This is a genomic window from Kitasatospora sp. NPDC057595, from assembly GCF_042800875.1.
Classification (GTDB): Bacteria; Actinomycetota; Actinomycetes; order Streptomycetales; family Streptomycetaceae; genus Kitasatospora.
Genome location: NZ_JBHVGL010000013.1, coordinates 162,215 through 176,009, shown reverse-complemented (window position 1 = coordinate 176,009; position 13,795 = coordinate 162,215). Strand labels below are relative to the sequence as shown.

The window sequence follows — 13,795 nt, the reverse complement described above, 5'->3', positions numbered from 1 at the left end:
TTTGTGTGTGATGTCGGTCTCGCTTCCCGTCGCGGTGGAGCCAACCGGTACCTTCGGCGCGTTCTGGGCTGTATATCGGATAAGGGACAAAGGTCCCCCGACCGCCGACGATCCCGTCTGCGCGAGCCGGCACAGCACCCGTGCGTCCTGCCGCCCGCTCAGTCGCCCGCCCGCTGGAAAGGCCGCCGCTTTGTCCCGTATCGCCCTGCGCGGCGCGCCGCGCGTCCGCAAACCCAAGGCCCGTCGGCCCCGCAAGCGGCGCACCGGCTGGCGCAGACTGATCCCGACCTGGCGGATGACCCTGATCGGCTTCGCGTCCGCGCTGCTGCTCGGGATCGGCCTCTTCGCCCTGGGCATCACGCTGGTGAAGGTGCCGGACGCGCACGCCGCCGCGACCCTGCAGAGCAACAACTGGCTCTACTCGGACGGCTCGGTGATCGCCCGGACCGGCCAGACCAACCGGCAGAACGTCGGGCTGGACAAGGTCTCCCCCGCCGCGCAGCACGCCACGCTGGCCGCCGAGGACCGCAACTTCTACCACGAGGGCGCGGTCAACGTGCCCGGCCTGGTCCGCGCCGCCGTCAACACCGCCAAGGGCGAGGGCACCCAGGGCGGCTCGACGATCACCCAGCAGTACGTGAAGAACACGTACCTGAGCCAGAAGCAGTCGATATCGCGCAAGGTGAAGGAACTCTTCATCGCGATCAAGGTGGATGCCACCGAGAGCAAGGACGAGATCCTCTCCAGCTACCTCAACACCTCCTACTACGGGCGCGGCGCCTACGGCATCCAGGCCGCCGCGCAGCAGTACTTCGGCATCGACGCCTCCGAGCTCAACGCCGCCCAGGGCGCCTACCTGGCCACGCTGCTGAACGCCCCGAGCGCCTACGACGTGGCCACCGCCACCCCGGCGGGCAAGCAGAACGCCGTCAACCGCTGGAACTACGTGCTCGACGGCATGGTGAAGGAGGGCTGGCTCTCCGCCGAGGAGCGGGCCGCCACCACCTTCCCCGAGGTCAAGGACCCGCAGGCGCAGCTCGGGCTGTCCGGTCAGGCCGGCTACCTGGTCAACGCCGCGACCGAGTACCTCACCACCAACCAGATCATCAGCGAGTCGGAGCTGGCCAAGGGCGGCTACACGATCAAGCTGACCGTCGACCCGGGCCGCCAGCAGGCCCTGGAGAGCGCCGTCCAGGGCCAGCTGCACGACACCCTGAACCCGGAGAAGCGGAAGAAGGACGCCGCGGCCCAGCCCGGCGCCGTCTCCGTGGACCCGAAGACCGGTGCCGTGGTCGCCCTCTACGGCGGCGTCGACTACACCAAGCACTACGTCGACAACGCGACCCGGCGGGACTACCAGGCGGGCTCGACCTTCAAGGCGATCGCGCTGGCGGCGGCGCTGGAGAACAACGCCAAGACCCAGTCCGGCCAGACCATCACCCCGCGCACCGTCTACGACGGCACCAGCGGCCGCAAGGTCCGCGGCGGCAAGGGCACCCCGTACGCGCCGCCGAACGAGGGCGACAAGAGCTACGGCCAGATCACCCTGCAGCAGGCCACCGACTGGTCGGTGAACTCGGCGTTCGCCCAGCTCGCCCAGGACACCGGGCTGAGCAAGGTGCGGGACACCTCGATCGCGCTCGGCCTGCCCAGCAACACCCCCGGGCTGGACCCGGTGCCCTCGATCCCGCTGGGCACCGCCACCCCGAGCGTGCTCGACCTGGCGGGCGTGTACGCCACGCTGGACAACGGCGGCAAGCAGATCACCCCGTGGCTGGTCCAGTCGGTGGACCGCGAGGGCGAGCCCGTCGAGCTGCCCGCGCACAAGGCCACCCAGGCGGTCAGCGAGCAGACCGCGCGGCAGGTCACCTCGATGCTCCAGGGCGTGGTGAGCGACCAGGGCGGCACCGGCTGGCGCGCGAAGGCGCTGGGCCGGCCGGCGGCGGGCAAGACCGGTACGACCGACGACCAGAAGTCGGTCTGGTTCGTCGGGTACACCCCCGAGCTGGTCACCTCGGTCGCGCTGTTCGGCCAGGACCCGGACACCGGCGCGCAGGTCAGCCTGAGCGGCACCGGCGGGATCGACGGCGCGGCGGGCGGCCAGTACCCCGCGCAGATCTGGACCAGCTACATGAAGGCCGCCCTGAAGGGGCAGCCGGTCGCCGACTTCCCGGCGCCCTCGGGTGCGGACGACTCCGCGCGCAGCGGCTCGGGCTCCTCGGGCTCCGGCTCCTCGTCCGGTCCTTCGAGCACTCCGTCGAGCACCCCCGACGGGTCGGCGACGCCGTCCGGCGGGCCGTCGTCCCCGGCCGGGCAGGGCGGCTCCGGCTCCTCCGGCGACCAGGGCTCGGCACCGACCACCGCGCCGTCGACCGGGCCGACCACTCCGCCGCAGCCGACCGGGGGCACCGGCGGCTCGGGCTCCGGTTCCGGCTCGGGTTCCGGCTCGGGTTCCGGCTCCGGTTCGGGCTCGGGCGGCTCCGGGTCCGGGTCCGGTGGCACGGGCACCACGCCGACCCAGCCGACGACGCCGCAGCCGAGCACCAAGCCGACCAAGCCGCCGGTGCCGAGCACCGGCCCCACCACCGGGCCGACCGCCCCGCCGCCGACCGGGGGCACCGGCGGCTCGGGCTCGGGCTCCGGCTCGGGCTCGGGGACCGGCGGCGGCACCGGGACGGACGCGGGCGTCGGCGCCGGGACGGGGACCGGAACCGGGGGGTAGTCGACGGGGTCGGGGCGCGGGTGGGCCGCTGGGCGGCGGACGCTCGCGCTCCGTGCCGGGCAGGACCGAATGATGGAATGACCCCTTACCGAATGACGGTACGACTGTCAGAATTCGTCGGTGCACAGCTCCAACCCCCTGCTCGGCCGCTCCTCCGGCCGGACCCTCGGTCTCACCCTCGCCCTCGTCTCCGCGTTCGCCTTCGGCGGCTCCGGCACCGCGGCCAAACCACTGATCGAGGCCGGGCTCTCCCCCCTCCACGTGGTCTGGCTCCGGGTCACCGGGGCCGCCGTCGTGCTGCTGCCGCTGGCCTACCGCCACCGCGATGCCGTCCGGCGCCGGCCCGGCCTGCTGATCGGCTTCGGCCTGCTCGCCGTGGCCGGCGTCCAGGCCTGCTACTTCGCGGCGATCTCCCGGATACCGGTCGGCGTCGCCCTGCTGATCGAGTACCTCGGCCCGCCGCTGCTGCTCGGCTACGTACGGTTCGTCCAGCGCCGGCCGATCAGCCGCGGCTCGGCGATCGGCGCGGGCGTCGCGGTCGCCGGGCTCGCCTGCGTGGTCGAGGTCTGGAACGGCCTGAGCTTCGACGCGCTCGGCGTCCTGTTCGCCCTGGGCGCGGCCTGCTGCCAGGTCGGCTACTTCGTGCTCGCCGACGCCGGAAGCCGGGGCGAGCGCCCGGTCGATCCGATCGCCGTCAGCGCCTACGGCCTGCTGATCGGCTCGGTCGTGCTCACCGCCGTGACCCGCCCCTGGGAGGCCGACTGGGACAAGCTCGGCGGGGACGTGGTGATGAACGGGCACACCCTGCCCGCGCTGATCCCGGCGGCCTGGATGGTGCTGGTCGCGACCGTGCTCGCCTATCTGACCGGCGTCGTCGCCGTCCAGCACCTGTCACCGCCGGTCGCCGGGGTGGTGGCCAACCTGGAGGCCGTCGTGGCCACCGTGCTGGCCTGGGTCCTGCTCGGCGAGCACCTCGGCCTGCCGCAGATGGCCGGCGGCCTGCTGGTCCTGGCCGGGGCGTTCGCCGCCCAGAGCGGAAAGTCCGCCGGGACCGGAAGGTCCGCCGAACCGGCCGGGCCGGAGCGGTCCGGGCCGCTGTCGGCGGAGGCCGCCGCGCCGGAGGCGATACCGGCCGGGGCGACGGCCCTCGGCGAGCGGCTCGCCCGGGCCGCCGAGGCCGACACCGAGGCCCACCTCGGCCGGGAGCAGGGCCGGCGTTAGCCGGCCGGGTGTCCGGGAGGGTGCGCCGCGGCCCGCTCCGGGATCAGCGGCCGACCCAGCCGAACCAGTCGAGGTGGCCGAGCGGCCACACGACGGCCGACACCGGGCCGACCACGTTGTCCACCGGCACGGCCCCGCCACCGGGGCCGCGCTGGTGGTAGCGCGAGTCCGCGGAGTCGCTGCGGTGGTCGCCCTCCACCCAGACGTGGCCCTGCGGCACCGTCACCGGACCGAAGTCCAGCCCGGCGCAGGAGTCGTCCCCGGGGTGCAGATAGGGCTCGTCGACCGCGGCGCCGTCGACGGTCAGCGTGCTGCCGGAGCACTGCACCGTCTGCCCGCCCGTCGCGATGACGCGCTTGACCAGGTAGTTGTCGTCCTTCGGCGGCACCAGGCCGACGAAGGAGAGCACCGATCCCAGCGCGTTGGTGACCGGGTTCCCGCCGGTCGGCTGCGGCGGCAGCCAGTCGCCCGGGTCCTTGAAGACCACCGGCTGGCCCCGCTCCGGCTCCCAGCCGGTCAGCGGGGCGAACTTGTTCACGCCGACCCGGTCGCCGACCCGCAGGGTGTTCTCCATCGACCCCGAGGGGATGGTGAACACCTGGAACAGACAGGTCTTGATCAGCAGCGCGACCACCAGGCCGACCGCCGCCATGGCCGGGATCTCGATCCACCACGGGCGCGTCCGGCGGCCCGGGCGGCGGGCCTTCGGCGGCCTGACCCGACGCCCCTCGGCGGCACGGCGCGCCCGCCGGGCCTCGGCCCGGCCCCCGCTCGGGGCGGCGGGTCCTGCCTCTGCTTCGCCGCCGTGCGTATCGGGCAGGTTCACCGCCATCGTCGCTGCTCCACTCTCAGGCTGCGGGGGAACCTGCACGCTACGCCAACCGGGTTTCCAGGCGAAATCGGGCTTTTACCCTCGTCAGACATCCCACCGGCCCGGACCGGGCGTCTCCGGGTGCTCCCGGCCCGGCCGGTCGCGCCCTCAGGCGGAGGCGTTCCCACCGGCCACGGTGTCGCTCGCGATGGCCTCGTGGTGCCGGATCACCTCGGCGATGATGAAGTTCAGGAACTTCTCCGCGAACACCGGGTCCAGGTGCGCACCGGCGGCCAGCTCGCGCAGGCGCTTGATCTGGGTGCGCTCGCGGGCCGGGTCGGCCGGCGGGAGCTTGTGCTCGGCCTTGAGCCGGCCGACGCGCTGGGTCGCCTTGAAGCGCTCGGCCAGCATGTGGACCACCGCGGCGTCGATGTTGTCGATGCTCTCGCGCAGGCTGGTCAGCTCGGCCCGCACGGCGTCGTCGACCCCCTCGGGCAGTCCGGCGTCGGGGGTCGTGGGGTGGTCCGTCATCGGGGCGGCTCCGCGGCTCTCTCGGTCTTGCGCCCGACCGTGCGGCGGCCGGGCCCGGGCCCGGGCCAATCTAACAGGGCGCCCGGCGCGGGCCCGCACCATTCGGCCCAATCGTCCACGATCCGGACGGCACACGGACCGACCGCCGGACGGCGCCCCGAGCTGCCGGGGTCCGCCCACGGACGGCCCGGGCCGCCGGGACGGCTGGGGGATTTTCGGACGCGACGGACCGGTGCGCTACTTGTGGCCCGCCCCCGACCTGCCCGTAGGCTGGCCTGCGGCATGACCGGACGTGACGAATCAGCAGTTCCTCAGTAACGGAGGTCCCGATCGTGGCAACCACCCGCACCGCCCGCACCGCCTGGGAAGGCAACCTGGTCGACGGCAAGGGCCAGGTGACGTTCGCGTCGTCCGGCATCGGCGAGTACCCGGTCTCCTGGCCGGCCCGCGCCGAGGCCCCGAACGGCAAGACCAGCCCGGAGGAGCTCATCGCGGCCGCGCACTCGGCCTGCTTCTCGATGGCCCTCTCGCACGGCCTGACCGGCGCGGGCACCCCGCCCACCAAGCTCGACACCCAGGCCGACGTCACCTTCCAGCCGGGCACCGGCATCACCGGCATCCACCTCACGGTCACCGGCGAGGTGCCCGGGCTGGACGAGGCCGGCTTCGTGAAGGCCGCCGAGGACGCCAAGGCGAACTGCCCGGTGAGCCAGGCCCTGACCGGCACCACCATCACCCTCACGGCCAACCTGGCCGGCTGACCTCCCCCGGGCGTCCCACCCGACGACCCCGGCCCGGCGCGCGTCCGGTGCTCGGCCGGGGTCCGCAGGGCGCTCTCCCGGAGCACACGCCCCTGGTGCACATCATGTGATGTGCACCAGGGGCGTCCGCATGTATCACCACACTCACGCCCAAACCAGGCGAATCACCCTGGCGGCGGTCACCGCGCGTTGCCGTCGCGTCCTATGATCGGCCGCAGCGCCCTGTTCCTCACGGTTCCTCAGGGGGGCTCCCATCCGGCCGCTCCGTCCCGAGCGTCCGCACGGAGTCCGACCTCCGCGAGCGCGGCAGAGTGCGGAGCCGGCCGCCGAAGTCGGGTGACCGGCCGGACCAGCGTCAAGCGTCAGCAGCGGACGGGAGCATGCCGTGCCGGGCCAGAACGAGGGGGCCGACGCGCACACCGCCCCGGCCGAGGGCACGGTCAACGGCACGGCCCGGGCCGCCCTGGCCGACGACGGTGCCACCCACCGCTGCCCCGCCTGCTCGGCCCCGCTCTCCCCCGGCGGCACCCACCACGTGGCGGACGGCCCCGGTGCGAACGGCTCCGGGGCGAACGGCCGGCCGGCCGACGAGACCGACGAGGCCGACGAGCGGGATCTGGCCACCCTGCGGGCCAGCGAGTCCCGGCTGCGGGCCGCGTTCAGCGACGCCGGCATCGGGATGGCCCTCATCGACCCCGAGGACCGGATCATCGAGGTCAACCCGGCCTTCGCCGCGCTGACCGGCCGCACCGTCGACGAACTGGTGCGGACCCACATCCACGAGATCGTCGACCCCGAGGGCATGCCGCGCCGGCTGTTCCGCGCGCTCGTCCACGGCGAGCACGACCGGCTCCGGGTCGAGAAGCAGCTCAAGCACCGCGCGGGGCGGACGGTCTGGAGCAAGGTGACCGTCTCGCTGATCCGGGACGCCGAGGGCGGCCCGCTCTACACGCTCGCCCTGGTCGAGGACATCACCGAGCAGCGCCGGCTCGGCGACCGCCTGGAGTACCAGGCCCTGCACGACCCGCTGACCCGGCTGCCCAACCGGACCTACTTCTTCGAACGGCTCGACGCCGCCTGCCTGACCCCCGACCGGGCCACCGACCCGCTCGGCGCCGGCGTGGGCGCGGGAACGGGGACCGACGGGCCCCGGATCGGCGTCTGCTACCTGGACCTGGACGGGTTCGCCGCGATCAACGAGGCCCTCGGCCACCACATCGGCGACCAGCTGCTGATCGCCGTCGCGACCCGGCTGCGGCGCGGCTTCTCCGCGCACGGCGCCCGGCTGGTCGCCCGGATGGGCGGCGACGAGTTCGCCGTCCTGGTGCCCGACAGCCGCGGCAGCGACCAGCTCACCGACCTGGCCGCCCGGATCCTCGACGCCCTGGAGCGCCCCTTCGACGTGGCCGGCCACCGGCTGGTGGTCACCGCCAGCGTCGGCGTCGTCGAACGCTCCGTGCACGAGACCACGCCCACCGACCTGGTCAAGGACGCCGACGCCACCCTGTACTGGTCCAAGGCCGACGGCCGCGCCCGGTGGACCCTCTACGACCCCGACCGGGGCGCCCACCAGCTGACCCGCCAACTGCTCGCCACCGCGCTGCGCCCCGCGCTGGAACGCGGCGAGTTCACCATCGAGTACCAGCCGCTGGTCGGCCTCGCCGACGGCGCGGTGCACGGCGCCGAGGCCCTGGTCCGGTGGCGCCACCCCCGCTACGGGACGCTCTCGCCGGACCGCTTCATCCCGCTCGCCGAGGAGTCCGGGGCGATCGTGCCGCTCGGCAAGTGGGTGCTGGAGGAGTCCTGCCGCCAGGCGCGGCGCTGGCTCACCGAGTTCCCCGAGACCGAGACCTTCGTGAGCGTCAACCTGGCCGCCCGCCAGATCTGGGACTCCGACGTGGTCGCCGACGTCGCCCAGGCCCTCGACCGCACCGGCCTGCCGGCCCGGCTGCTGCAGCTGGAGATCACCGAGAGCGCGCTGCTCGGCCCCGGCGGACGCCCGCTCCAGGCGCTCCAGGCGCTCGCCGACATGGGTGTGCGGATCGCGATCGACGACTTCGGGACGGGCTACTCCAACCTGGCCTACCTCTCCCGGCTCCCGGTGCACGTGCTGAAGCTGGACGGCACCTTCATCGAGGGGTTCCGCGACCCGGCGCCGAGCGGCGGCCGACCGGAGCTCCCCGAGCTCCGCTCGCGGCGCAGCGACGCGGACGAGCAGATCGTCGGTGCGATGGTGCAGCTCGCCCACACCCTCGGCCTGACCGTCACCGCCGAGGGCATCGAGAGCGCCGCCCAGGCCGAACGGCTGCGGCTCACCGGCTGCGACACCGCCCAGGGCTGGTACTTCGCCCGCCCCGGCGAGGCCGAACTGGTCGCCGCGATACTCCGCGACGGCCGGGAGGACCGGGAGGACCGGGAGGACCGGGGCGGGCGTTAGGCCGGTCAGGCCTGGCCGGTGTCAGGTGGTCGCGGTCAGGCCGTACGCCTCGGCGATCAGACCGTAGGAGCGCAGCCGCGCCTCGCTGCCGTGGACGTGCGAGGTCACCATCAGCTCGTCCACCCCGGTCCGCTTGCGCAGCGCCTCCAGGCCGTCGGCCACCGCGCCCGGCGCGCCGAGGACCACATTGCCCAGCCAGTCGTCGATGAAGTCCGCCTCCACCGGGCTGTACGGGTAGGCCTCGGCCTCCTCGGGGGTGGGGATCGGGCCCGGGTCGCCCCGGCGCAGACGCAGCATGCCGAGCGCCGCGGAGCGGGCGAGGCGGCGGGCGGAGGTCTCGTCGTCGGCCGCGACCGCGCTCACCCCGATCACCGAGTACGGCTCGTCCAGGACGGCCGAGGGGCGGAACTCCGAGCGGTAGAGGTCGAGCGCCGGGAGGGTGTTCGCGCTGCTGAAGTGGTGCGCGAAGGCGAACGGCAGGCCGAGCCGGCCGGCCAGCTGGGCGCTGAAGCCGGAGGAGCCGAGCAGCCAGACCGGCGGGCGTCCCTCCCCCTTCGGCACGGCGGTGAGCCGCTCGTACGGGTGCCCGGCGGGGAAGCTGCCGTCCAGGAAGTGGGTCAGCTCGGCGAGCTGGCGGGGGAAGTCGTCGGCGCCCTCGCCGAGGCCCCGGCGCAGGGCCCGGGCGGTGGCCTGGTCGGTGCCGGGGGCCCGGCCGAGGCCGAGGTCGATCCGGCCGGGGTGGAGCGCCTCCAGCAGGCCGAACTGCTCGGCGATCGCCAGCGGGGCGTGGTTGGGCAGCATCACGCCGCCGGAGCCGAGGCGCAGCGTGGTGGTGTGGGCCCCGAGGTGGGCGAGCAGGACGGCGGGCGTGGAGCTGGCGACGCCGGGCATGCCGTGGTGCTCGGCCACCCAGAAGCGGTGGTAGCCCCACTGTTCGGCACTGCGGGCGAGGGTGGTGGTCGCGGCGAGCGCCTGCGCGGGGGTGTCGCCCGCCCCCACGGTGGCCAGGTCCAGGATCGACAGCGGAGCGGGCGCCGTTCCCCGGACGGTGCCCCGGATCGCGTCCGCGGGGTGCGGTCCGGCCCCGTTCTCCCGCCGGCTCTCCTGGCTGTCCTCGGTCGTCATGCCGTCCGTCCTCCTGGCCGTGGTCGGTCCCGTCCACCGGTGCGGTTCACCGGATTTCGCACCGGGGACGGTCGCTGCCGCCGCCGGTGCCGACATGGGTCAACCCCGGTCCGGGGCTCGCTTGTTCCCCGATCCGACGGACCGGCCCGCGACGGGCGGGCTGACTCAGAGCCAGCGGACGAACACCCGTGGCGACTTCACGCCAGCGCGGGAAGTCGCCAGCCCGGGGTCTCGCGGTCGGCGGCCGGCTTCCGGCAGGCTGGGTCCCAGGCGGATCACCCAACCGGATCCGCACTCACCAGCAAGGTCGTCGGGCTGGACCAGCGCCGACCGATCCCCGCGAGCCCCCGGAGCGGCACCCCGCCCCGGGGGCTCGTGCCATTGCCGCCCCGGACGTGACTCCCGCCACAACGCCCGGGGTGCTTCATGGCATGAAAAGTCGAGGCGCTAGCGTTGTCCCTTGCAACCACTGCTCCCCCGGGCAGCCTGGAGGGAGTAGGGAACATGGACATCGCGGCGCTGGTCGGATCCTCGTGGATCTGCGCCCTGGCGCTCTGCGCCGTCCTCGGTGACGCCTTCCTCCCCTTCCTCCCCAGCGGGAGCCTGGTCATCCTCGCGGTGCTCAAGACGGCCCAGATAGACGGCGCCCCCGTGCTGCTCGGGCTCGGGGTGGCCACCGCCTCCTTCCTCGGCGATCTGCTGCTGCTGCGGCTGGCCCGGCGCGGCGCGCCGATGGTCAGCCGGCGCCTCGAACACCGTCCGAAACTGGCGGCCAGCGTGGCCCGGGTCCAGCAGACCCTGGACGGTCGCACCACCCGGGCGGCGGCCGCCATGGTGGTGATCGCCCGCTTCGTGCCCGCCGGGCGGACCGTGCTCGACCTGGCCATCGGCCACTCCCCCGCCCATCCCCACCGCTTCCTGCGGTGGTCGGCGCTGGCCGCGATGATCTGGGCGGCCTACATCGTGACGCTGGGCTGGCTCAACAGCCACTGGTTCGAGACGGCCTGGCTGAGCCTCGCGGTCTCCTGCACGGCCGCCACCGTGGTGAGCACGGCCATCGCGCGGGTCGTCCGCCGCAACCGCCGGCTCGCCCTCGACTGACGCGCGCGCCCGCCCCTCCCCCGGCGGCCCCGACACCCCCCGACACCCCCTGACACTCCCCGACGCCGCCCCGACGCCGCCCCGGTGCTCGCGAGAACGCCTGCGACGAACGGGCGAAGCGTCACAGGACGGCAACAGAAGACATTTCTTCGCATACCGCACGGGTGTGCCCCGCGTGTTCAGTCCCGGCGGACCCTCCGGGCTTTGGTGACCCCCGCGGCCGCGTGACATGCTAACGACGGATAATCAATCAATTGTCTGATATGACCGATGCGGCTCCGGCCGTGATCACCACCCGGTCCGGACGATCCAGGGGAGACGATGGGCAGCATCTCGCGCAGGACCGTGCTCACAGCCACCGCCGCGACGGCGGCTCTCGGAGCGGTGGCGGCCTGTTCCGGGGGCGGCTCGGGGCCGGCCGGTCCCACCGGATCGGCGCCGGGCTCCGCCGCCGCCTCCACGACCGGCACCGGCAGCTCCGGGCCGACCACGACCGGCACCCCCACCGGGACCCCGGCCAAGGGCACGCCGATCGGTGACGGCTCGACCTCCGACACCGGACCGCAGCCGAACCAGCCCAAGCCCGAGAAGCTCAAGCCGGGCGAGCGCCCGCCGCAGTTCGTGGTCTTCTCCTGGGACGGCGCCGGTGGCACCGAGGACGGCCAGTTCCCCCGGTTCCTCAAGCTCGCCGAGGAGCACAAGGCCTCGATGACCTTCTTCCTCTCCGGCATCTACGCCCTGCCCAAGGGCAAGGCCGACCTCTACCACCCGCCGAAGCACGCGGTCGGCGCCTCCGACATCCCCTACCTGTCGGACGGTGCGGTGAAGACCACCCTCAAGCTCATCAGCCAGGCCTGGCTGGCCGGCCACGAGATAGGCACCCACTTCAACGGCCACTTCTGCTCGACCCGCTCGGACGGCAACGGCGTCAACAAGTGGACCCCCGAGGACTGGCAGAGCGAGATAGACCAGGCCGTCGGCTTCGTGACCCAGTGGCGGACCAACACCGGCTTCACCGACGTCGACCCGCTCCCCTTCGACTACAAGAAGGAGCTGATCGGCGGCCGCACCCCCTGCCTGGAGGGGCAGAAGGCCCTGCTGCCGACCATCGCCAACCTGGGGTGGAAGTACGACGCCAGCTCCTCGGGCGGCCAGCAGATCTGGCCGCAGAAGGTGCAGGACGGCAAGATCTGGGACCTCCAGCTGCAGAGCATCCCCTTCCCGGGGCACTCCTTCCAGGTGCTCTCCATGGACTACAACATCCTGGCCAACCAGTCGTCCGGCACCACCAAGGGGGACCCGGCCAAGTACGACGAGTGGCGCGCCCAGGCCCGGGACGCCTACCTGGCCGGGTTCGACCGCGCCTACAACGGCAACCGCGCGCCCTTCTTCATCGGCAACCACTTCGAGCAGTGGAACGGCGGCATCTACATGGACGCCGTCGAGGAGGTGCTGAAGACCGTCGCGAGCAGGCCCGAGGTCCGGCTGGTCTCCTTCAAGCAGCTCGTCGAGTGGCTGGAGGTCCAGGACCAGTCCACCCTGCGCAAGCTGCGCACCCTCAACGTCGGGCAGGCACCGGCCGGCGGCTGGGAGTCCTTCCTCGGCGCGGCCGGCTAGCGATCTGAGCCGCAGGGCCCGCCGAGCACGGCGCGGGTCACCGTCCCGGCCCCGGCGCCGCCCCAGAGGATCGAGTAGTGGTTGGTGTCCGGCACCACCGAGGCCGGGACCGGGTGGGTGCCGTCCAGCCCGGCGGCGGCGAGCCGCTTCTCGTCGTAGAGACCCTGCGGCTCGTCCAGCAGACCGCGCTCCGCCCAGATGAGCTCGCCCGGGCAGGGCAGCCGGTGCACGGCGGCGGCCGCGTCCCGGTCCAGCAGGACCTGCGCCCCGTCGGTCTCGACCGCCGCCAGCACGCAGGAGGAGCGCAGTTCGGGCTCCTCGCCGACGAGGTCGCCCTGGGTGTAGGCGTCGATCCCGGCGGACCAGCCGCCCACGAAGGCCGGGTGCCGCTGCCAGAAATCGCGGTACGCCTGCCGGTCGGGGAAGGTCATCGACAGCCGGGCCAGCGCCGGTCCGAGCACGGCGGCCAGGGCGTCGCCCTCGCTCACGCCCTCGGGCGGCGGGAAGCTGACCGCGCCGTCGACCAGCACCACCCGGCCGACCAGCTCCGGGTGGCGGACGGCCGCCAGGGCCGCCACCCAGGCACCCATGGAGTGCCCGACGACGACGGTCGGCCCCAGGCCGAGCCCGCCGATCAGGGCCGCCACGTCGTCGGCGTGGCGGGCCAGTCCGTACGGCCCGCCGAGGTCGCGGCTGGCGCCGCGCCCGCGCAGGTCCGGCGCGAGCAGGGTGGCCCGCCCGGCCAGCCGGCGGGCCACCTCGAACCAGGCGAGGCCGTTGGCGGTGATGCCGTGCACCGCCACGACGGTCGGCGCGCCGGGCACGGTGGCCGGCCAGCGGAGCACGGACAGTTCCCCGCCGGGGACCGGAACGGCGATCCGCTCCGGAGCGGTCCCGGCACCGGCCCCGGTCTCGGGCTCGGTCTCGGCCCCGGGCTCGGGCTCGGGCTCGGGCTCGGTCCCGTGCTCGGTCTCGGCCCCGGCGAAGTGGTCGATCGGGCTCTCGGGCTGGCTCATGCTGGACTACCTCCTGTGGGCCGGCGCCGGGCGGCACGGCGATCCGGGCGCGATCCGGTCGGCGACCCGGGGGTGCCGCGAGGGCGGATGCCGGAACCGTAGGCCGGACGTGCGGGCTGCGACATGTGCCCGGACGATGCATCAGCCCATCCTGCTATGGCGGCCGGCCCCATACCACCCGCCCGCCGAGCCACCCGCGGAATCGAATGGTCCGGAAAGGGCGGCCGATGATTCGCCGCTATAACACCGACATGCGGGCAATTGGCCGGGAATCGCCATATTCACCGGTCCACGCGCTGGTCATTCCCCTGACCGGTTGCAATCGGGCGCACCCTCCGCGACAGTTGGGGAAGCCAGGGGGTCCGGTTTCCCCGGAAGGGAGTCCGGGGGCACCGCGGGGATCCCGCATTCGACGCCGCCGCACCGTCACACACCTCGATCGATCGTACACGT

General features: G+C 73.7%; 10 protein-coding genes. 6 read left to right on the top strand and 4 right to left on the bottom strand.

What is annotated here, in order from left to right:
• Window positions 1–190 precede the first annotated feature (190 nt).
• Both ACFU9E_RS20995 and ACFU9E_RS20990 read left to right on the top strand, forming a co-directional pair.
• A complete protein-coding gene (locus ACFU9E_RS20995; protein ID WP_380683922.1) occupies window positions 191–2,722 on the top strand; it encodes a transglycosylase domain-containing protein in 2,532 nt (843 codons plus the stop codon).
• A 120-nt stretch (window positions 2,723–2,842) separates the two neighbouring features.
• Window positions 2,843–3,943, top strand: coding sequence for a DMT family transporter (locus ACFU9E_RS20990; protein ID WP_380683921.1), 1,101 nt, complete (start codon window positions 2,843–2,845; stop codon window positions 3,941–3,943).
• Window positions 3,944–3,986: 43 nt separating this feature from the next.
• Here the strand turns inward: ACFU9E_RS20990 and lepB are convergent, their stop codons facing one another.
• Entirely contained in the window at window positions 3,987–4,775 is a 789-nt protein-coding gene (gene lepB / locus ACFU9E_RS20985) for a signal peptidase I (RefSeq protein WP_380683920.1), read from the bottom strand.
• A gap of 147 nt (window positions 4,776–4,922) precedes the next feature.
• A complete protein-coding gene (locus ACFU9E_RS20980; protein WP_380683919.1) occupies window positions 4,923–5,285 on the bottom strand; it encodes a chorismate mutase in 363 nt (120 codons plus the stop codon).
• 332 nt (window positions 5,286–5,617) lie between these two features.
• On the opposite strand from ACFU9E_RS20980, the gene ACFU9E_RS20975 reads away from it, so the two are divergent.
• Window positions 5,618–6,046 carry an OsmC family protein gene (locus tag ACFU9E_RS20975; protein WP_350571830.1) on the top strand — a complete coding sequence of 143 codons (429 nt, stop codon included), beginning with the start codon at window positions 5,618–5,620 and terminating at the stop codon, window positions 6,044–6,046.
• Window positions 6,047–6,581: 535 nt separating this feature from the next.
• On the top strand, window positions 6,582–8,483 hold the full coding sequence (locus ACFU9E_RS20970) for a putative bifunctional diguanylate cyclase/phosphodiesterase (protein ID WP_380683924.1): 1,902 nt from the start codon (window positions 6,582–6,584) through the stop codon (window positions 8,481–8,483).
• A 21-nt stretch (window positions 8,484–8,504) separates the two neighbouring features.
• Here the strand turns inward: ACFU9E_RS20970 and ACFU9E_RS20965 are convergent, their stop codons facing one another.
• Complete coding sequence (locus ACFU9E_RS20965) at window positions 8,505–9,608, bottom strand: LLM class flavin-dependent oxidoreductase (RefSeq protein ID WP_380683918.1); 1,104 nt, start codon at window positions 9,606–9,608, stop codon at window positions 8,505–8,507.
• 504 nt (window positions 9,609–10,112) lie between these two features.
• Between ACFU9E_RS20965 and ACFU9E_RS20960 the strand changes: the two genes are divergently transcribed.
• The gene (locus tag ACFU9E_RS20960; RefSeq protein WP_380683917.1) at window positions 10,113–10,709 is read left to right on the top strand and encodes a DedA family protein; all 597 of its coding nucleotides are present in this window, start codon (window positions 10,113–10,115) and stop codon (window positions 10,707–10,709) included.
• A 321-nt stretch (window positions 10,710–11,030) separates the two neighbouring features.
• The gene (locus ACFU9E_RS20955; protein WP_380683916.1) at window positions 11,031–12,326 is read left to right on the top strand and encodes a hypothetical protein; all 1,296 of its coding nucleotides are present in this window, start codon (window positions 11,031–11,033) and stop codon (window positions 12,324–12,326) included.
• Here ACFU9E_RS20955 and ACFU9E_RS20950 read toward each other — a convergent pair.
• Window positions 12,323–13,342, bottom strand: coding sequence for an alpha/beta hydrolase (locus ACFU9E_RS20950; protein WP_380715238.1), 1,020 nt, complete (start codon window positions 13,340–13,342; stop codon window positions 12,323–12,325). The genes ACFU9E_RS20955 and ACFU9E_RS20950 overlap by 4 nt on opposite strands.
• Window positions 13,343–13,795: the final 453 nt, after the last annotated feature.